The organism is Ameyamaea chiangmaiensis (assembly GCF_013376175.1).
Classification (GTDB): Bacteria; Pseudomonadota; Alphaproteobacteria; order Acetobacterales; family Acetobacteraceae; genus Ameyamaea; species Ameyamaea chiangmaiensis.
Window position 1 is genome coordinate 1 of record NZ_JABXXR010000041.1, and the last position, 20,268, is coordinate 20,268.

At 62.9% G+C, this 20,268-nt stretch carries 19 protein-coding genes; 10 read left to right on the plus strand and 9 right to left on the minus strand.

Features of this window, described 5'->3' with window-relative positions:
- The 8 genes from trbL to HUK82_RS07410 form a co-directional block, all read right to left on the minus strand.
- The coding region (trbL, locus tag HUK82_RS07375; RefSeq protein ID WP_176613350.1) for a P-type conjugative transfer protein TrbL at window positions 1-886 on the minus strand (886 nt) is incomplete at its 3' end.
- A 5-nt stretch (window positions 887-891) separates the two neighbouring features.
- A complete protein-coding gene (trbJ, locus tag HUK82_RS07380) occupies window positions 892-1,665 on the minus strand; it encodes a P-type conjugative transfer protein TrbJ (RefSeq protein WP_176613351.1) in 774 nt (257 codons plus the stop codon).
- Complete coding sequence (trbE, locus tag HUK82_RS07385) at window positions 1,662-4,106, minus strand: conjugal transfer protein TrbE (protein ID WP_176613352.1); 2,445 nt, start codon at window positions 4,104-4,106, stop codon at window positions 1,662-1,664. Before trbE ends, trbJ begins: the two co-directional genes overlap by 4 nt.
- Before the next feature lie 13 nt (window positions 4,107-4,119).
- Window positions 4,120-4,395: a VirB3 family type IV secretion system protein gene (locus HUK82_RS07390; protein ID WP_176613353.1), complete on the minus strand. Its 276-nt coding sequence runs from the start codon at window positions 4,393-4,395 to the stop codon at window positions 4,120-4,122.
- Entirely contained in the window at window positions 4,395-4,727 is a 333-nt protein-coding gene (locus tag HUK82_RS07395; protein WP_176613354.1) for a TrbC/VirB2 family protein, read from the minus strand. Before HUK82_RS07395 ends, HUK82_RS07390 begins: the two co-directional genes overlap by 1 nt.
- Window positions 4,724-5,701 carry a P-type conjugative transfer ATPase TrbB gene (trbB, locus tag HUK82_RS07400; protein WP_176613355.1) on the minus strand — a complete coding sequence of 326 codons (978 nt, stop codon included), beginning with the start codon at window positions 5,699-5,701 and terminating at the stop codon, window positions 4,724-4,726. Before trbB ends, HUK82_RS07395 begins: the two co-directional genes overlap by 4 nt.
- Window positions 5,702-5,848: 147 nt before the next feature.
- Window positions 5,849-6,280, minus strand: coding sequence for a ribbon-helix-helix protein, CopG family (locus HUK82_RS07405; RefSeq protein WP_176613356.1), 432 nt, complete (start codon window positions 6,278-6,280; stop codon window positions 5,849-5,851).
- Between the two features lie 7 nt (window positions 6,281-6,287).
- Window positions 6,288-8,285 carry a conjugal transfer protein TraG gene (locus tag HUK82_RS07410; protein ID WP_176613357.1) on the minus strand — a complete coding sequence of 666 codons (1,998 nt, stop codon included), beginning with the start codon at window positions 8,283-8,285 and terminating at the stop codon, window positions 6,288-6,290.
- A gap of 173 nt (window positions 8,286-8,458) precedes the next feature.
- On the opposite strand from HUK82_RS07410, the gene HUK82_RS07415 reads away from it, so the two are divergent.
- From HUK82_RS07415 to HUK82_RS07460, 10 genes are all read left to right on the plus strand, one after another.
- Window positions 8,459-8,728, plus strand: coding sequence for a type II toxin-antitoxin system CcdA family antitoxin (locus HUK82_RS07415; protein WP_176613358.1), 270 nt, complete (start codon window positions 8,459-8,461; stop codon window positions 8,726-8,728).
- Window positions 8,729-8,732: 4 nt separating this feature from the next.
- Entirely contained in the window at window positions 8,733-9,044 is a 312-nt protein-coding gene (locus tag HUK82_RS07420; RefSeq protein ID WP_077808170.1) for a CcdB family protein, read from the plus strand.
- A gap of 231 nt (window positions 9,045-9,275) precedes the next feature.
- Window positions 9,276-9,509, plus strand: a complete 234-nt coding sequence (locus tag HUK82_RS07425; RefSeq protein ID WP_176613359.1) for a hypothetical protein — start codon at window positions 9,276-9,278, stop codon at window positions 9,507-9,509.
- A gap of 271 nt (window positions 9,510-9,780) precedes the next feature.
- Complete coding sequence (locus HUK82_RS07430; RefSeq protein WP_176613360.1) at window positions 9,781-10,371, plus strand: restriction endonuclease subunit S; 591 nt, start codon at window positions 9,781-9,783, stop codon at window positions 10,369-10,371.
- A complete protein-coding gene (locus tag HUK82_RS07435; protein ID WP_176613361.1) occupies window positions 10,371-11,888 on the plus strand; it encodes a type I restriction-modification system subunit M in 1,518 nt (505 codons plus the stop codon). Before HUK82_RS07430 ends, HUK82_RS07435 begins: the two co-directional genes overlap by 1 nt.
- A complete protein-coding gene (locus HUK82_RS07440; protein ID WP_176613362.1) occupies window positions 11,881-13,035 on the plus strand; it encodes a restriction endonuclease subunit S in 1,155 nt (384 codons plus the stop codon). Before HUK82_RS07435 ends, HUK82_RS07440 begins: the two co-directional genes overlap by 8 nt.
- Complete coding sequence (locus HUK82_RS07445; RefSeq protein ID WP_176613363.1) at window positions 13,032-13,499, plus strand: hypothetical protein; 468 nt, start codon at window positions 13,032-13,034, stop codon at window positions 13,497-13,499. The genes HUK82_RS07440 and HUK82_RS07445 overlap by 4 nt, the downstream gene beginning before the upstream one ends.
- A complete protein-coding gene (locus tag HUK82_RS07450; protein WP_176613364.1) occupies window positions 13,496-14,572 on the plus strand; it encodes a serine/threonine-protein kinase in 1,077 nt (358 codons plus the stop codon). The genes HUK82_RS07445 and HUK82_RS07450 overlap by 4 nt, the downstream gene beginning before the upstream one ends.
- Entirely contained in the window at window positions 14,569-17,784 is a 3,216-nt protein-coding gene (locus HUK82_RS07455) for a type I restriction endonuclease subunit R (RefSeq protein WP_176613365.1), read from the plus strand. Before HUK82_RS07450 ends, HUK82_RS07455 begins: the two co-directional genes overlap by 4 nt.
- Complete coding sequence (locus HUK82_RS07460; RefSeq protein WP_176613366.1) at window positions 17,781-18,497, plus strand: M48 family metallopeptidase; 717 nt, start codon at window positions 17,781-17,783, stop codon at window positions 18,495-18,497. Before HUK82_RS07455 ends, HUK82_RS07460 begins: the two co-directional genes overlap by 4 nt.
- Before the next feature lie 181 nt (window positions 18,498-18,678).
- On the opposite strand, the gene HUK82_RS07465 is transcribed toward HUK82_RS07460, so the two are convergent.
- On the minus strand, window positions 18,679-20,268 hold a 1,590-nt coding region (locus tag HUK82_RS07465), incomplete at its 5' end, for a relaxase/mobilization nuclease domain-containing protein (protein ID WP_176613367.1).

Consider the following 20,268-nt stretch of genomic DNA (forward strand, 5'->3'; position numbering starts at 1 on the left):
CGCCGACACCGGCGACCGCTGCGGCGCCCATGCCGCCGACCGCCATGCCGGTGCCCACAGCAGCACCCGCGCCAAGCTGGGGTGCTCCGGAAATCAGCCCGTTGGCGATGCTGCCGCCATAGATCGACAGGCCGACGATCGCGAGCGACGCCAGCACCACCGAGGTGGCTTGCCCGATGGTCGGCACATCCGTCCCGTAGGACGTCGCGAACTGCTTGAAGAGCACCGAGGCGATGGCGGAAATGACCGCCAGCACCATGATCTTCACGCCCGACGACACGACATTGCCCAGCACCTTCTCCGCCAGGAAGGCCGTTCGGTTGAACAGGGCAAAGGGAATCAGCACGAAACCGGCGAGGCTGGTCAGCTTGAACTCGATCAGGGCCACGAAAAGCTGCACGGCCAGAATAAAGAACGCCGCCAACACAATCAGCCAGGACAGGCACAGCACAAAAATCTGGATGAAGTTTTTGAAAAACGCGACGGGGCCGAGAAGATTATGAACCGAGCCCAATAGCGGCTGGGCGGCATTGAAGCCGGTCGCGGCCAGGCGACCGGGATGGAGGAAATCCGACAACGCCAGACTGCCGCCCCCGGCCTTGAGACCCATGGACGCGAAGCTGTCGAAGACCAGCTTCGCCAGATGGTCGAAATTGTCGATCAGGAACGCGAAGAACCCGACATACAGCGTCTTCTTCACCAGCCGCTGGATGATGTCCTCGTCCGCCGCCCAGGCCCAGAAGAGTCCGGCCAGCGCGATGTCGAGCACGGACAACGACCCTGCCAGCGACACGACGTTGCCCTTCAGCAGGCCGAAGCCGCTGTCGATCGTCGTGGTGAAGGTATTCAGGAAAGTGTCGATAATGCCGACATCGTTCGTGGCCATGGCCGTCAGTTCCCGCTGCTGCCGAACATGGACACTGCGCCGGGCACATAGGCGTCATGCTGCGAAAAATGCTGATACTGCGCCTCGCTTTCCGCTTCCGTTGCGGCGTCCCTTGCCTGTTGCAACGCGGTCGCGCGCCCGTTGGCCGCCAGTTCCGCCTGGATGTCGGAGAGCTGCCGGGATTGCAGCGCCAGGAGCTGGTTTCCGGCCTGCGCGGCCTGCAACGCCCCGGTTGACGTCTGGCTGGCCGAAACCAGTTGCGTCATGGCCGAACTGTCGGACGGAATGTTCCCCACGACACGGGCTTGCAATTTCAGGGCGTCCTCGAACCCACCGACGGAATTCTGCCAGCGTGTCTGCGCCTGGCTGAACAGGGCGCTGTCGGACATACCGGACGAAATCGAGGTGTACGCCTGCTGGTACTGCTGCTCGACGGACTGGACGCTGTAGGCGATGTTCTGCGCCTGCGCGAGCAGCGCTGTGGTCTGGGCCATCGTCGATTGCAGCGTCGAAAGCGTCGACAGGGGTAGGGTCGCCAGATTGCGACCCTGATTGACCAGCATCTGCGCCTGATTAGCGAGCGACGAAATCTGGTTGTCGATCTGCTGCAGGGCACGCGCTGCCTGCAGGACGTTCTCGACGTGATTGGCCGCGTCATAGACCGCCCATTGGGCATGGGCCGCCTGGAGCGGCGCAAAGGAAACCAACGCGAAGCCACTGACCACGACACGCCCGGAACGGAAATGTTTCGCCCAGATATGGAAAGATTTTTCCATCATGGCCCACCTCCATCCCGCAGAAGGTCGGCTGCCCACATTACGCCGCGCGCCTCGAACCAGGCGGGGAGAAAACCCTCCCGCCCATGTTCCGACAGCAGACTATCGATCAGCCGGTGGTCGTCCTTTCCCGACGCCGCGCAGAGCGCCAGCGCCACCGGACCGAGACCCAGTTCGAACAACCGGTTCCCGCGCTGGGTCTGGCAGTAATATTCCCGCTTCGACGCCGCACGCGCGATGATGGCAATCTGTCGGTCGTTCAGACCGAAATCCCGATAGAGCGCCATAATCTGCGGCTCGATCGCCCGCTCGTTGGGCAGGAAAATCCGCGTCGGACAGCTTTCCACCACCGAAGGCGCAATCGGAGAGTTGGCGATGTCTGACAGGCTTTGCGTTGCGAAAATCACTGACGCATTTTTCTTGCGCAGAGTTTTCAGCCATTCGCGCAACTGGCCAGCGAAGTCTTCGTCATCCAGAACCAGCCAGCCCTCGTCGATGACCAGCAGGGTCGCCCGCCCGTCGAGACGGCCCTCGATCCGATGGAACAGATACGAGAGAACCGATGATGCCGCACCGGAGCCGATCAGGCTTTCGGTCTCGAACACCACGACATCGGCATCCCCGATACGTTCGGCATCGGCGTCCAGCAGATGGCCATAAGGACCACCTAGGCAGTATGGGGCCAGCGCCTGCTTCAGGACGTTGGACTGGAGAAGTGCCACCAGACCGGAGATCGTGCGTTCATGGCTGGGCGAGGACGAGAGGGAATTCAGGGCCGACCAGAGATGGGCTTTGACGTCCGGGGTGAGCGTCACCCCCTCGCCGACAAGGATCTGGCCGAGCCATTCACTGGCCCATTTACGCTCGTCAGGATCATCGATCCATGCCAGCGGCTGGAGCGAAACCCCACTTCCCTCTGCGCCGTCGGCGTCCTCGCCGTCCGATAATCCCCCACCAAGATCGTGCCAGTCGCCACCCATGGCCAGCGTCGCCGCGCGGAGCGAACCGCCAAAGTCGAAGGCAAAGATTTGCGCGCCCGCGTAGCGCCGGAACTGCAACGCCATCAGCGCCAGCAACACGGACTTCCCGGCACCGGTCGGTCCTGCGATCAGCGTGTGACCGACATCGCCGACATGCAGGCTGAAGCGGTAAGGGGTCGCTCCGGCGGTCTTGCCGTAGATCAGCGGGGGAGCACGGAAATGGGTATCGCGCTCCGGCCCCGCCCAGACAGCGGAGAGCGGAAGCATATGCGCCAGATTCAGGGTCGAAACCGGCGGCTGGCGCACATTGGCGTAGACATGACCGGGCAAAGAACCAAGCCAGGCTTCTACTGAGTTGAGGCTCTCCGCCATGCAGGTGAAATCACGCCCCTGGATGATCTTCTCGACCAGCCGCAGCTTTTCAGCCGCGATTGAGGTAGAACCGTCCCAGACTGTGATGGTCGCAGTGAGATACGCCTGCCCGACATCGTTGGCACCGAGGGATTGCAAGGCCAGATCGGCGTCGGCCGCCTTGTTGGCGGCATCGTTGTCCACGAGGACCGAAGCCTCGTTGGTCATGACCTCCCGGACAATGGCTGCGATGCTCTTGCGCTTTGCGAACCACTGCCGACGGATTTTCGTCAGCACCTTCGTGGCATCGGTCTTGTCGAGCAGGATGGCGCGCGTCGACCAGCGATAGGGCATGGCCAGCCGGCTCAGGTCGTCCAGAATTCCGGGAAAGGTGCGGCTGGGGAAACCGGTAATGGTCAGGGTTTTCAGAAACGCATCACCAAGTTTCGGCTCCAGACCGCCCGCCAGCGGCTGGTCCACTAGCAGCGCATCGAGGTGCATCGGGATTTCCGGCACCCTGACGCTCTGGTTCCGGGTGGAAATGGTCGAATGGAGATAGGTCAGCGTCTCGCCGTCATCGAGCCAGACGGCCTCGGGCATGAAACCATCCAGCAGGGCCAGCATCCGATCCGTGCGGTCGACGAACGCATGGAGCATGCCATGCGGGTCCGGTCCCTGACGCTCCCCGCCCTCAAACAGGAACCGGGCAGCCCGGTCGGACGATTCCGCCGGCGGTAACCAGACCAGGGTCAGGAAATACCGGCTCTCGAAATGCGCGCCCTCGTCCTCGAACTGCTCCCGGCGTTCCAGATCGACCATCTGACTGGCGGCATCGGGGAAATCGCTCTCGGGATACAGCGTGGCGGGCACACGCTGTGCCTCCACGAACACCGCCCAGCCTGAGCCCAGACGACGGAGCGCATTGTTCAGCCGCCCGGTGACACCGACCAGTTCGGCCGGTGTGGCGCTGTCCAGATCGGGGCCGCGTATCTTTGCCGTGCGCTGGAAGGAACCATCCTTGTTCAGGACCACGCCCTTTTTGACCAGCGCGGCCCAGGGCAGGAAATCCGACAGAAGCGCGGCACGGTTGCGATATTCGCCAAGGGACATCATCGCCCTGCCCTCCCTATGCCCGGAGCCAGGCGGGATAGCGCAGATGCCGCCGCCCGACTTCCACGAATAGCGGATCGCGCTTTGCGCCCCAGACTGCGAGGCCGTGGCCGACGATCCAGAACACCGCCCCGATCAGCCACAGCCGCAGACCCAGAGAAATCGCGGCTCCCAGCGTACCGTTGGCGATCGCCAGAGTCCGTGGCGCCCCGCCCAGCAGGATCGGATCGGTCAGCGAGCGATGCACCGGGACGTGAAAGCCCGGCACCGCGTCATCGTCATATCCCGCCATCAGATCAACGCTCCCCCCGAGAAGGAGAAGAACGACAGGAAGAACGAGCTGGCCGCAAAAGCGATGGACAGGCCGAAAACGATCTGGATCAGGCGTCGGAAGCCGCCGGATGTTTCCCCGAAGGCCAGGGTCAGGCCGGTCACGGTGATGATGATCACCGACACGATGCGCGCTACCGGTCCCTGCACGGATTCCAGAATCTGGTTGAGCGGTTCCTCCCACGGCATGTCCGACCCGGACGCCAGGGCCGACGAGCACCATGCGATGGACAGCAGCAGTATGGCAGAAAGGACAGGCGCGTGCCGACGTACGCGCAACAGCGTGATGTTCATTGGGGTTCTTCCGAATGCTGGAATGGATGGATGCAATAAGCGCCTGTGGCGGGGTCGAGTCCGTCCACGGTGGAAAGTTCGGACAACCGGCGCTGCGTACCCCGCCCGGAGAGGACCGCGATCACGTCGATGGTCTCGGCGATCAGCGCGCGGGGTACGGTGACGACGATTTCCTGAATCAGTTGTTCCATGCGGTGCAGGGCACCGATGGCGCTGCCGGCATGCAGCGTGCCGATGCCACCGGGATGGCCCGTGCCCCACGTCTTGAGCAGATCGAGCGCCTCGGGACCGCGCACCTCGCCGATCGGGATACGATCAGGCCGCAGCCGCAGGGCCGAACGGACCAGCTCGGACAGCGTGACGATGCCGTCCTTTGTGCGCAGGGACACCAGATTGGGTGCCGCGCATTGCAGTTCGCGCGTGTCCTCAATCAGCACGACGCGATCGTCGGTTTTCGCGACTTCGGCCAGCAGGGCGTTAACCAGCGTGGTCTTGCCGGTGGATGTCCCACCCACGACCAGAATGTTCTTTCTCTCGGCAACGGCCTGGCGCAGGAAATCCGCCTGCCCCACCGTCATGATCCCGGTGGCGACATAATCGTCGAGGGTGAACACAGCGACGGCGGGCTTGCGGATCGCGAAACTTGGGGCGGTCACAACGGGCGGCAGCAATCCCTCGAACCGTTCGCCGGTCGGCAGTTCCGCCGAGACGCGCGGTGCTGCTTCATGCACCTCCGCCCCGACATGGTGCGCGACCAGGCGCACGATGCGCTCGGCATCGGCTGGTGTGATCCTGTCGCCCGTATCGCCCAGCCCTTCGGACAGGCGATCGATCCACAGCCGCCCATCAGGGTTGAGCATCACCTCGACCACTGCCGGATCGGCAAGGTGACCCGCGATCGCCGGCCCCATCGCCGTGCGCAGCATGGAAATCCCACGCTGCCGGGCGCCGCTCTCAATCGGTGTAACCGCCATGGAAATCCCCGTCCGTTCGGGTCATCCGGCCTCTCCGGACGACGACGGGGATTATTAGAGAGTGCTGCTTTCTTCCGATTTCAACAGCATTTTCCTGCGATCGTACAGGATCGTAACGGATGCGGTTTTTACTTGCGGATCGCGGGATCAGGATTCCGATGTGGGAGGCACATCATCGGGGATCTCATGCCGGAAAAGTGGCCCCCGACTGAGTCGTCGGCCAAGGGCGGCCACGAATGCCTCATAGCGTTCTGCCCCCTGCGCCCGCGCTGCGGCTGCGGCCGGTTCCGGCAGGGGCGGACTGACCGTCATCCAGTAGCGGATAAACAGCGCCAGCGTCTCAAGGCTGATCCCGAGATCGCGCTCCATGCGGGCGACCTGACGATCGAGACGATCCAGCCTGCGGCTCATCGCCGCTTCCCGCCGCTCATCGGCATCGGGCGACAGGAAAGACGCGATGGCCGCTTCCGCCACCAGGGAGAGGGACAGATCGCGCCGCGCCGCATGAGCGGTCAGGGCGTCCAGCAGCTTGGGTTCCAGATAGACCGACAGCCGCGCCTTCTTTGGGGATGTCCTCATCACGCCCTCACAGACCCAGATCGTTGCCACGGTCGAGCCCGGCCTGCCGGGCGATCCGTGTCAGGTCGGCACGGTCCCGTGCTTCCGGATCCGGTGGCGGTTCCTCACCAAACAGATCGGGTGCGGTGCGCGCCCTGTGCTTGCCGGTTTCCGCCGGGTCATGCTCGCGCGACCATTTCCGCCCTGTGCCGAGGGATTCATCACTATCGGCATCGTCGGGCTTGTCGGGCTCCGCCGCCGACGTTTTCTCCGGTGACAGGGTGGCGGGAAGCGCGCGACCACTCCAGTCATCAGGCCGGACAGGCCGTGGCAATTGTGCCGGATCGGGCGGCGGTAGGACACGTTCGACAAAACGGCGGTCCCGGAAATACCGCGCTTTCCGTGCGCGGATCGGTGGGCAGCCCGCCACCATGACGACTTCCTCCCGTGCCGGGATCTGCATGACCTCCCCCACTGTCATCAGGGGCCGCGCGCTTTCCTGACGGGAGACCATGAGATGCCCGAGCCAGGGCGACAGCCGGTGCCCGGCATAGTTCTTCTGCGACCGGATCTCGGTCGCCACGCCCAGCCCGTCGGACACGCGCTTCGCGGTGCGCTCGTCATTGGTCGCGAAACTGACCCGGACATGGCAATTGTCCAGGATACTGTTGTTCTGGCCATAGGCTTTATCGATCTGATTGAGGGATTGCGCGATCAGGAACGCCTTGATCCCGTAGCCCGCCATGAAGGCCAGCGCGCTCTCGAAGAAATCCAGCCGGCCAAGAGCAGGAAACTCGTCGAGCATCAGCAGCAGGCGACGACACCCCTCCCGGCCGGACAGATCCTCCGTCAGACGGCGTCCGATCTGATTGAGGATCAGGCGGATTAGCGGTTTGGTGCGGCTGATATCCGAGGGCGGGATGACGAAATACAGGGAGACGGGCTGCTCGCCCTCCAGCAGGTCACCGATCCGCCATTCGCAGCGACTGGTCACGGTCGCCACCACCGGATCACGGTAGAGGCCAAGAAACGACATGGCAGTGGATAACACGCCGGAGCGCTCGTTGTCGGACTTATTCAGCAATTCCCGCGCGGCCGAGGCCACGACGGGGTGTGGCCCCGCCTCCCCAAGATGCGATGTCCGCATCATGGCGGACAGGGTCGCCTCGATCGACCGCTTCGGGTCGGAGAGAAATTTCGCCACCCCGGCGAGCGTCTTGTCGGCTTCGGCATAAAGTACATGCAGGATCGCGCCGACCAGCAGGGCATGGGAGGTCTTCTCCCAATGGTTGCGCCGTTCCAGCGAACCCTCGGGATCGACCAGGATGTCGGCGATGTTCTGCACGTCGCGAACCTCCGACGCCCCGCGCCGGACCTCCAGCAGCGGATTGTAGGCCGACGAGAACGGGTTGGTCGGATCGAACAACAGCACCCGCCCGAAACGGGCACGGAAACCGGCGGTGATCTGCCAGTTCTCGCCCTTGATGTCATGGATGATGGCCGAGCCCGACCAGGTCAGGAGCGTGGGGATCACCATGCCTACCCCCTTGCCGGTGCGCGTCGGCGCGAAGGTCAGGACGTGCTCGGGGCCATCGTGCCGGAGATAGGCCCGGCGGTATTTCCCCAGCACGACGCCGTCCTCGCCCAGCAGTCCGGCCGCGCGGATTTCCGCATCCTCGGCCCAGCGGGCGGAGCCATAGGTCGCGGCCCGCTTCGCCTCGCGGGCGCGGTGGACGGACAGCGCCACGGCGGCCGCGAAGGCCAGCACACCGCCCGAGCCCGCAATCCAGGCGCCCCGCGCGAACACCGCTGGTGCGTAGGCGTCGAACTCGTACCACCACCAGAAGAACAGCGGTGGCGCATAGACCGGCCAACGATGCAGAACCGTGAACCACGGTCGGCCGAGTTCCGGCTGGAACGCCAGTTCCCAGGCAGTCCATTGTGTCGCCGTCCACCAGAACAGCACGATCATGGACAGGACCACCAGCGCCTGCCCCCACTGGATACGTGTTCCCGGCTGGTCCATCGAGTCCTCCCCTCGTTATGGGAGACAGCGAAGAACTGGCTTTTTCCAAGGCGCAAGCGTGATCCGTTGGTCGTCGTACCGTAGCGGGCAGGAGCGAAAAAATACTTGCGCGTTGCGGTCTGGTGTCGGCATCCTCATCTTGTGCGCACGACATGCGCATAAGGAGTCGGATCATGCCCAGCCGCACCAACCCCGGCGTTTCCTATGACCGAAGCGCGCCCCGCCGCCCGGTCAACCTGTCGCTCAACACCGATCTGCTGGCGCAGGTCCGGGAAGTGACGCCCAATCTTTCGGCGACGGTCGAGACCCTGCTGGGCGACTACCTGCAATCCGCACGCCAGCAACGCGAGGACGAACAGCGCAAGCTCGACGGCGTGATCGACGCAGTGAACGATCTGCACGCGCGGCACGGCTTCCTGAGCGACGAATTCTCGACGCTCTGATCCGATGTCGCAATTCGCGATCTACCGGAACCCAGGTCGTAACCGGGACATTCCGTTTGTCGTCCAGATCCAGAGCAGCCGTCTGGAGCGCAGCGTGGGCCGCGTCGTCATGCCGCTCGTCAGACGATCGGGCAGCGCCCCGCCGAATCACCCGCTGACGCCGCATTTGCATGTCGAGGGAGAGGAAGTCTTCGCCAACCCGTTCGACCTGGCGACTGTCCCTGCCGCACGGCTTGGAACCGCCGTCGGCGTCCTGGCCGAACGCGATCAGGACATGATCATCAGGGCGCTGGACGAACTGGTCAGTAGGGCATGAGAGACGCGGAACTTCCGCTGTCGCCTACATCCCGGTCGTTCGAACGGCCTTCAAAATTTCCCGAAAGCAGACGTATTTTAACGCGCCATGCTTGGCCAACGGGCCGACGGCGGACTGTCCGGTTGTAGCCAGAAAACGGCGAAAGCTGACCTTGGCAGGGCATGTCATCAATAGTCTGCCTGCACACTGATCATTGTGGCGCTATCCACCCGCTCGCCGGCAAGCCCATCTATGTTCTTCATCGCGAACTTGCCGACGCGCGCATTTACCCCAAAGAAGCGCCCTCTTCGCGAATGGGCCAATGCACCTGAAGTGCAGCTTGCAGTGATGGAACGCAGGCTCGAACTGCTGTCTGCCCTTCGCCTGATCCCTGCACCGGGGCGTTCAGCCGCCATTCAGGTGATGGCGGCCAAAACCTATGGCTGTTTCAACAATAGTGGTGAGGTCGGCGTCTGGTTCGGCTAGCTCGACCAGCCCTGCACCGAGGGACAACGACGGGTGCGCGATCTGTATCCTCAGCTTGTCTAGCTGGCGCACGAACGCCACCCATGGAGAGCACGACCAATTACGCGGCGCGAGCCGCAGGTGCTCTTGGCAGGCGAGCTTGCGCCGTCTCTATCGCGTGGACGCGGAGACCCGGCCTTGTACTCTGTAGAGCTAAAACTGCATTCGAAGGAATTGACTCGCAGTACGGGTCCGATTAATCTCTGTAGAACGAGTTACAGAGGATTTTTTTATGCGACTCGCGGAGCTTTCTGACATTCACTCCGGCTACACTGCGCGTGGCAAGCTCGATCCGCTGCCGAAGGGTGGCGTGCCCGCGCTGCAACTGCGCGATGTCGGGATTGATGGCGATGCGCCAGGCCCGGATTTTCAAAGATACGATCTGGGCAATCTGTCCGACCGATACTTCGTCCGTGGCGGCGAGGTGGTCTTTCGCTCGCGTGGCGAGCCGAACGCTGCGGCGGCCATTCGTGATCCGCTGCCGGAACCTGTCGTGGTCATCGTCCCGTTGGTGATCGTTCGCCCCGACAGGGACCGCGTTCTCCCCGAATACCTGGCTTGGGCCATCAACCAGCCCGACGCGCAACGCAAGCTCGGCGCCGAGGCACAGGGCACAAGCCTCAGAATGATCCCGATGGCGGTTCTCGAGAACCTCGAGATCGCCGTCCCCGACCTGCCAACGCAGAAACGCATCGTCGAACTGGACGCCCTGTCCCGGCAAGAGGGGCAGCTGCTCCGCCAACTTGCTGCTCACCGGGAAGAACTTGTGAGCGCCATTCTCGGCGAGGCCGCAAAGGCCGCCGACCAGAAGGAAATCGCCTGATGACCGATCAGATTACCCAACAGCAGATCAACCAGACCGCTTGGGCGGCTTGCGATACCTTCCGGGGCGCCGTCGATGCCGGCCAGTACAAGGACTACATCCTCGTGATGTTGTTCCTGAAGTACATTTCGGACCTCTGGAACGACCACCTCGAGACCTACCGCAAGCAGTACGGCGACGACGAGGCCCGCATTCGCCGGCGCCTCGAGCGTGAGCGGTTCATCCTGCCCGAGGGCGCCAGCTTCTACGACCTCTACGCCCGCAGGGCCGAGCCCAACATCGGCGAGTTGATCAACATCGCGCTCGAGAAGATCGAGGATGCGAACCGCGCCAAGCTCGAGGGCGTCTTCCGCAACATCGATTTCAACTCCGAGGCCAATCTCGGCCGCCCGAAGGATCGCAACCGCCGCCTCAAGAACATGCTCGAGGACTTCGCCAAGCCCGCGCTCGATCTGCGCCCGTCGCGGGTGACCGAGGACATCATCGGCGAATGCTACATCTACCTCATCTCGCGCTTCGCCTCGGACGCCGGGAAGAAGGCGGGCGAGTTCTACACGCCCATGGCCGTCTCCCGCCTGCTGGCCAAGCTGGCTGCGCCGCAACCCGGCAACACGATCTGCGACCCCGCCTGTGGCTCCGGGTCGCTGCTGATCCAGGCCTCGCAGGAGGTAGGGTCCGAGAACTTCGCCCTCTACGGGCAGGAGGTGAACGGGGCGACCTGGGCGCTGGCCCGGATGAACATGTTCCTGCACGCTAAGGACGCGGCCCGCATCGAGTGGTGCGACACGCTCAACAGCCCGGCGCTGGTAGAGGGCGACCACCTGATGCGCTTCGACGTGGTGCTCGCCAATCCGCCGTTCTCGCTCGACAAGTGGGGCGCGGAGGACGCGGACAGCGACCAGTACAAGCGCTTCTGGCGCGGCGTGCCGCCCAAGTCCAAGGGCGACTACGCCTTCATCACCCATATGATCGAGATCGCCAAGCGGCAGTCCGGCCGCGTCGCGGTGATCGTGCCGCATGGCGTGCTGTTCCGAGGCGGTGCCGAGGGGCGCATCCGACAGCAGTTGATCGAGGAAAACCTGGTCGACGCCGTTGTCGGCCTGCCCGCCAACCTGTTCACCACCACGGGGATCCCGGTCGCAATCCTGATCTTCGACCGCTCGCGCGAGGAAGGCGGCGCGAACGCGGACCGGCGCGATGTGCTGTTCATCGACGCCAGCAAGGAATTCACGCCGGGCAGGACCCAGAACGTGATGGACGAGGCACACGTGGCCAAGGTCCTGAAGACCTACGCCACCCGCGCCGAGGTCGAGCGGTATTCCCATCGGGCCAGCCCCGAGGAGATCGCCGAGAACGGCTACAACCTCAACATCCCCCGCTACGTCGACAACTTCGAGCCGGAGGACGAGATCGACGTCGCCGCCGTGCAGAAGGACATCCTGCGGATCGAGGCCGAACTGGGAGATGTCCGGGCAAAGATGGCCGGGTATCTGAAGGAGCTCGGCGTCGATGCCTAAGGGTCATGCCCGCCGTTCGATCGGTGATCTCTGCGACTTCTTCAATGGCAATGGTTTTCGTCCGCCTGATTGGAGTCCTTCGGGGCTGCCGATCATTCGGATCCAGAACCTGAATGGGTCGCAGAACTTCAATTACTTCAATGGGACGCCTAAGCCGAAATGGATCGTCGAACCCGGGGACCTCCTTTTTGCGTGGGCTGGGGTCAAAGGTGTTTCGTTCGGCCCTACGATTTGGCCAGGGCCTCGCGGTGTCCTCAACCAGCACATTTTCCGTGTCGTACCCAAGAAAGACATCGACAAATACTGGCTATATCTCGCCTTGCAGGTCGCCACTCGCCGTATCGAAGCAAACGCACACGGCTTTAAATCATCCCTCGTCCATGTCCAGAAGGATGACATCACCAACCAGGTTGTTGATCTTCCTCCCTTGCACGAGCAACGCAAGATTGCAGAAGTTCTGCGCACATGGGGCGAATCACTCGAAAAGCTCACGGCGCTTCGCGCCGCCCACGAAGACCGCCTCCTCGGATTCCGGGACTCTCTTATGGCGCGCGCTAGCCGCCGTGGTCAGCCCGTCTGCTTCGGGGACTTTCTGACTGAAAGCCGCATTCCCGGAACGGATGGTGCAACCGCACGGAAAATCTCGGTACGCTTGTACGGAAAGGGCGCGACGGAAAAGATCGAGCCCCGTCGCGGAAGCGCGAGTACCCGCTACTATCGCCGTGCGGCGGGTCAGATCATCTGGAGTAAGCTGGACTTCCTGAACGGGGCTTTCGCCCTTGTCGGCTCTGAGCTTGACGGGTGCGAGTCCACGCTCGACCTACCAGCCTTCGACTGCGACCCCAGCGTCAATCCGGTCTGGTTAATCAAATATCTGACCCGACCAGCCTACTACACTAGGCAACTTCACCTTGCTCGTGGCCAGCGAAAGGCACGCCGTATCGCTCCTGACGATTGGTTGGCATCACCACTGCGTTTGCCAGATCGAGCGACGCAGGATCGCATTGCTGACGCTTTGGAATGCGCGCGAACCGAACTCTCCCTTATCGACGCTGAAATCGAAGCCCTGACCCGTCAGAAACGCGGGCTGATGCAGAAGCTGCTGACGGGCGAGTGGCGCGTGAATTTAGAAAAGGAATTGGCATGAAGGTTCTTGGATTTCGCGGCGACCCGAAGGCCCCCCGCTACGCAGTCGTATCGGAGGTAGGCGGCGCCTACACGTTGGAGAACGCCGCCAGCGACAACAAGTTGTCCGTCCCTGCCTCGATCGGGGAGGACGCAGATGCCGAGCGGCTGGACTGGCTGTACCGAGAAGTCCTCGCGATCTTCGATGCCCATCCTGGCATCGCAAAGGTGATGATCAAGCAGAACGAATACACGCAGAGCGATACCAAGGCGAAGCGGAAGTCGGCTCATGCCGATGCCGCCGTCGTGCTCGCCTGTGCGCATCGTGGCATCCCAGTCGAACTAAGGATCTACTCATCCATGCCCACGACGAGCAAGGACACCAAGCAGCACGCCGAAACCCGGGTCGGAAAGACCGACAAATACTGGGACAACAAGATGGCTGACGCCGTGAACGCCGCGTGGCTGGGGCTGCGCCACCCATGAACCAGCTTGTCCCTGTCACCCTCTCGCCTGGCATGAACCTCTACAAGTACCAGCTTGTGAGCAGGATCGGCCGCGGAAGCTTCGGCGAAGTCTGGCTGGCGCATGATCTGGCCGTGCAGCGAGAGTACGCGCTCAAGATCCTCCAGCCGGGGGTGTCAGTGGACGAACAGTTGCGCGAAGCCCAGATCGGCAACCGCCTCGAGCATAACAACCTCGTATACGTCCACCAAGCCGATGTCGTGCCTGTGTCGGGAGAGCATGCCGTCATCCTCGCCATGGACTACCAGCCGAACGGCTCGGTCGAGACCCTGGCAAATCCGGCCGGCTATCTGCCGCTTCCCGCCGTCCTGCGGATCGCGCGAGATATTCTGCAGGGGCTGGAGTATCTCCATGCGCGCAGTTTCTATCACAACGATATTAAACCGGGGAACATCCTGCTGGGGCCGCAGCAGCAGGCTATGCTGTCCGACTACGGGATTACTGGCGTTTCATCGAACGGCGCGCCGGTAGTGGCCCCGAACGCCTACGTCCTCCACCGTGCACCGGAAGTCCTTGCGACGGGCAACATCGGCGTCAGTTCGGACATCTTCCAGGTCGGGATGACCCTTGCAAGGTTGCTGATTCACCTGGACCACCTGCGGTCAGTCCGCGCCAGCATCGGGCCGGCGCAGTACGATCAGGACATCGCATCGGGGAAGCTGCTTCAGGCGAAGGACTTCGGGTGCCACGTCCCAGCAGCAGTTCGGCGCGTCATCCTGAAGGCCGTCCATCCTGATCCGGCCCAGAGGTACGCCAGCGCCCTTGAGATGCGGCGAGCGCTCGAAAAGCTGGACTACCCCGGGCATTGGACGGTCGACGCTACCGGACACGAAGTCGGCAAATGCGGGATCTATGAGTTCTCGCCTTCACTTGTGCCGGTGGTAGGCGGGAAGTTCGACGTGACCTGCAGCAAGCGCAATGTGGTCTCAAGCAATACTCAGCGCGTGACCCAGTTCTGCAAGCGAAATCTCACCCAGAAACAGGCGGAAAAGGTCGTCGCGGACTTCAAGCAATTCGTGGTTACCGGACAATGACCTTCGACGCTGCTGAGAAATACCAGTCCCAGGTCCCGGCGCTTCAGTTGCTGGTGGCGCTCGGGTTCAACCCGCTCTCGCAGGAGGAAGCTCTACGCCTGCGCGGCGGGCGGCTTCGCAACGTCGTGCTGGACGATGTGCTCGCCGAGCAGCTGATGTGCATCAACCGCTTCACGCACCGAGGTCGCGAGTATGGATTCGATCTCGAGGACGCGCACGAGGCGATGCGGCGGCTGAAGCCCACGCCCGACCGTCTGAAGGGTCTCCGCGGCACGAACCAGGACATCTACGACACGCTCGTCCTCGGTACGACGATCACGAAGTCCATCGATGGTGACTCGAAGAGCTACTCGTTCCGCTACATCGATTGGGAGCGGCCGGAGAACAACGTTTTCAATGTCACTGCCGAGTTCTCGGTCGAGAGGACCGCGTCGAGCCAGACGAAACGCTGCGACATCGTCGCCTTCGTCAACGGCATTCCGATCCTGGTGATCGAGAACAAGCGACCGACCGAGAGCCTGAAGAAGGCGGACAGCCAGCTGATTGGCTACCAGAACGAGGACAACATCCCGCAGCTCTTCCATTTCGCGCAGCTACTGATCGGCATGAACCGCAACGAGGCGCGCTACGCGACCGTCGGGACGCCGCGGAAGTTCTGGCAGACCTGGCGCGACGAGGAAGACACCGACGAGGCCATCGCACCCTTCGCCAACCGCGTACTCACCACGCGGGAGAAGAACGCCATCTTCTCCGGCGACTTCGCGGGGGCGCGTGCCTACTTTGACGCGATGGCGGCCGAAGGCGATCGAGTGGTCACGGTTCAGGACCGGACGGTGTACGCGCTGTGCCGCCCCGAGCGGCTGCTCGATCTCATCCGCCGCTTCACCGTGTTCGATGGCGGCGTCCGCAAGGTTGCGCGCCATCAGCAGTTCTTCGGGATCCGCCGCGCCGTCGAGACGGTCAAGCAGCATGATGTCAGTGGCGCCCGCAAGGGCGGCGTGATCTGGCACACTCAGGGCTCGGGCAAGTCGCTGACGATGGTAATGCTGGGACGATCGCTCGCCCTCGAGCGAAGCATCGAGAATCCGCGCATCATCATCGTCACGGACCGCGACGATCTCGACAAGCAAATCAAGGACACCTTCAAGTCCTGCGACTTGGAGCCGGTCCGTGCGACGAGCGGGTCTCACCTTCTTGAGCTCGTCCACAACAAGGCTCCGCTGGTCACCACAATCATCAACAAGTTCGATACGGCGCTGAAGAATAGCAAGCTGGCGGACGACGATCCGGACATCTTTGTGCTGGTCGACGAGAGCCACAGGACGCAGACGGGCCGCTACGGCGGCCACAGCCAATTCGCAGCCAAGATGCGCCGCCTCCTCACAAAGGCGTGCTATCTCGGCTTCACCGGCACGCCCCTGCTCAAGAAGGAGAAGAATACGCTGTCGACCTTCGGGCGGCTGATCCACCGCTACGCCCTCGACGAGGCGGTCGCCGACGGTGCCGTCGTGCCGCTGCTCTACGAGGGACGTCTTGTCGAGCAGCAGGTCTCGGGCGCCGTGATCGACCGCTGGTTCAACAAGATCAGCGAGGGGCTGACCGAGAACCAAAAGCGCGATATGAAGCGCAAGTTCTCTCGTATGGATGCGCTGGCCAAAACCGATCAGGCCATCCGAGCCAAGGCGTTCGACATCTCCGAGCACTATCGCCAGCACTGGCAGGGTACTGGCTTCAAGGCTCAGCTCGTCGCCCCATCAAAAGCGGCGGCGGTCCGTTTCAAGGACGTCCTCGACGAGATCGGCCATGTCTCGAGCGCGATCGTCATCTCCCCGCCGGATGAGAACGAGGGCAACGAGGAGATCGACCAGGAGTCGAAGGACCTCGTGCGTAGCTTCTGGTCGAAGATGATGGTGCGGCACAAGACCGAGGAGGAGTACAATCGCCAGATGATCGACGCCTTCAAGGGCTCCGGCGATCCCGAGATTCTGATTGTCGTCTCCAAGCTCCTCACCGGCTTCGACGCACCTCGGAATACGGTCCTTTACGTCTGCAAATCCCTGAAGGAGCACAACCTCCTGCAGGCCATTGCGCGCGTGAACCGGCTCTATGAGGACGACGGCAAGGAGAAGCAGTTCGGCTTCATCGTCGACTACGAGGGGCTGCTGGGCGACCTCGACAGCGCCTTGACGACCTACAGCGCCTTCGAGGGCTACGAGGCGGCCGACATCGCTGGGACGGTGCATGACGTCCGCGAGGAGATCCGCAAGCTGCCCCAGCTGCATGATCAGCTCTGGGATCTATTCAAACCGGTCCGGAACAAGAGGGACATGGAACAGTTCGAGCAGCACCTAGCCGACGAGGCGCTGCGCCATGAGTTCTACGCGCGCCTCAAGGCCTTCAGCCGGTGCCTGCACATCTCGCTCTCGTCTGACAAACTGTTCGATGTCTTCGACGAGGCCAAAGTCGAAGCCCTCAAGCGGGATTGGAAGCAGTTCTCCGAACTCAAGCGGTCGGTCCAGCTCCGCTACCAGGAGACAGTCGACGTCCGCGAGTTCGAGCCGAAAATCCAGAAACTGCTGGATGACCACGTCGTGGCGATGCCGGCCGAGACCATCGTTGAGGTGGTGAACATCAACGATCCCGCCGCTCTGAAGGCTGTCGTCGAAGATACGGGCGTCTCCGAAGCGTCGAGGGCGGACCGCATCGCCAGCGCGACCCGGCGGGCAATCACCGAGAAGATGGATGCGGACCCGACGTTCTACAAACAGTTCTCCGAGCTGCTCGAAGAGACCATCCGCGCCTATCGCGAGAAGCGGCTCTCCGAGCGCGGATACCTGAACAGCGTCGTGGACCTCGCGAGCAAAATGGTGCGTAAGGATCGCGGCCGGGACGTTCCGGAAAGCATTCGGGGGGATGAAGACGCGCAGGCGTTCTTCGGGATCCTGGACGGTCAGCTCAAGACAAAGGGAGATGACCCGGTGGCCGGTGATGAAGCAGCATCCATCGCCCTCGATTTCATCGACATCATCAGGTCGCACCTAATCGTCGACATCTGGTCGAACGAAGTGGCCCAGAACAATCTGCGTAATGCCATTGATGACTACTTCTTCGATGTACTGCGTGACGAGAAGGGCGTCGGCCTGCCCGTGGAGGTGCTCGACGATCTCGAACTTAAAATCATGGATCTTGCCCGGGCCCGGTTCGCGGCATGACGCGGGAGTTGCACTGCCTGCAGTACGGCGAGCGGGAGATCCAGTACGAGATCGTCCGCCGCCCGCGGAAGACACTGGAGATTGCGGTCGAGCCGGATACGTCGGTAGTGATTGCAGCCCCGGAGGACGCGACGTTGGAGGCGATCGAAGTCAAGTTGCGTAAGCGAGCAGCATGGGTCACGCGGCAGCAGAGGTACTTCTCCCAGTTCCTGCCGCGGACGCCGGAGCGCAAATTTGTGGCCGGAGAGACCCATCTCTTTCTGGGGCGACATTACCGGCTGAAAGTCGTCCCTCATGTCCAGGAAAGCGTGAAGCTGATCCGAGGATTCATCGTCGTGCAGACTCACCGGCCGAACAGGTCGGAGGTGACGCGTGAACTGGTCGAGGCATGGTATCGCGACCGAGCCCACGTCACGTTTCCGGAGCGGATCGAACTCTGTCTCGGCCACTTCCCGGATCCCGAGGCATTCCGGCCGAAAGGTCTCATCGTGCGTCAGACCAAGCAGCGATGGGGATCAATGTCGCCGGCCGGGTGCCTGCTGCTGAACCGGCGCCTGGTGCAGGCCTCTGTCGACGTTATCGACTACGTGATCACTCACGAACTGTGCCACATGGCCGAGCCTCATCACGGCGCGGCGTTCTTCGAACTTCTCGATAAGGTCATGCCCGACTGGGTGTGTCGGAAGCAGAGGCTGGAACGATCTATGGCTTGAGAAGACCCACGGGACAATAGACGACATGTCATCGTAACCAAGGTCCGCTTCCGGGAAGTGCTGATTGTTCTCCCAACGGCGACTTTGGGGCGCGTAACTGCCATAAACGATAAAAGGGCAAATGTCCGCTCTTCTGACCCCTACTGTCGAACAACAGACAGGCCGCTTCCCCCCTTCCCGGTCATAGACCCAGCCCCCGTTTGCGCGCGAACGTCCAGTCGATCCCCCCATCGCCGCGCATGACGCCCGACACCTCCCGGCCGCGCTGCTTTTCCAGCGACGGCGACCATGGCACCAGCTCGAAGCCCAGCCCGTCGTCGATCATCGCGAACCGGCCCGACGCCAGGTTGAAACGCTGACGATAGGCGCCGGTAACGGGATCGCCCTTTCCGCTCCATCGCAACGGCATCCCTGACGTCACGGCGAGGCTCCGGCCCAGCGTTTCCAGCTCCCGCTGACGCAGGGTGGCGATCAGGTTCCTGGCATAGCGGATGCCGCCGCTGCCTCGACTGGCCAGCCCCTGCTCCACCAGATGAGTCGTGCGTTTTTCCATCGCCTCTTTGACATCGGCACCGAACCCTGTGGACGCGAGGGCAAGAGGCTCCCGCGCGATCGCCTGCCGGTCGAGCCAGGTCGCGCCCTCCGCCGTCACCTGCCTTTCCAGCGGGAAGTCCGAACGCATGGCCAGCGCGACACGGTCACGTCCCCCTTTGTCAGTGAAACGCCGCAATTCCACGATCGAACCAAGCTGCCCATCGCCTGCGGCTTCGAGGTTTGGCAGGCGGACATGGTGCGTGCGCCCGTCAATTCCGTCGATGACCGCATAGGCCGTGCCGCGCAGCTCATCGTCGAGGCCGCGATCGAGCAGCCGACCGATGACGGAATCGGCAGCGTCCTCACCCGCCAGCACCCAGGAGGACGCGGCGCGGTCGATCTTCTGCTCCGCCAGCCCCCGGTGGATGCGCTTGATGATGTCGTTGCGCTCGCTGATCTCCCGCAGGGTCGCTTCCGCGCTCTCGTCCATCCGCCAGCGATCCGGCCCGACCTGGTGCGCCAGCCCCATGGTCTCCAGACGGCGCAGGCGCCCCAACTTCACTGTCGCGAAGGCGTCCGGTGTTTCGCCCGGCGCGCGCCCGAGATCGATGACACCATCCTGCCCCGCGTCTCTCTGAAGCTGCCGGTCGAGCTGGGTCCAGCGGTCGGCGTTCACCTGCCGCTCGACCGCTCGATGAATATCATGATCGGTGCGCGGTCCAAGTTCCAGCGTCACCAGATCCTGGGCACGGGCGCGCATGCCCTCGCGGATGTAATCGCGTGCGATCACCAGGTCGGAACCATCCTCCGCCAAACCCCGCACGATGATGTGCAAATGGGGATGCGCCGTGTTCCAATGATCGACGGCGATCCAGTCGAGTTTCGTACCAAGGTCGGACTCCATCTGCCCCATCAGATCCCGCGCGAAGGCCTGCAGATCCGACATCTCCGGCGCATCCTCGGGCGAGACGATAAAGCGGAAATGGTGACGATCGCCTTCGCAGCGTTCCGCGAAGTCCGAGGCCTGGATGTCGTCGCTGTCCTTGCCGAACAGGCGCGCATCCTCACCGTCCCGCGTCACGCCCTCCCGACGGAGATAGCGGAGATGCGCCGCCAGCGGTGTGGCGCGCGGCGCATGTCGCGCGACGCGGGCCTTGATCACGACGCCCCGTGAACGGCTGGTCAGCAGGCGATTGGCGGCATGGGCGGCGGCTCTGCCGCGCCCGAAACTGGAGCG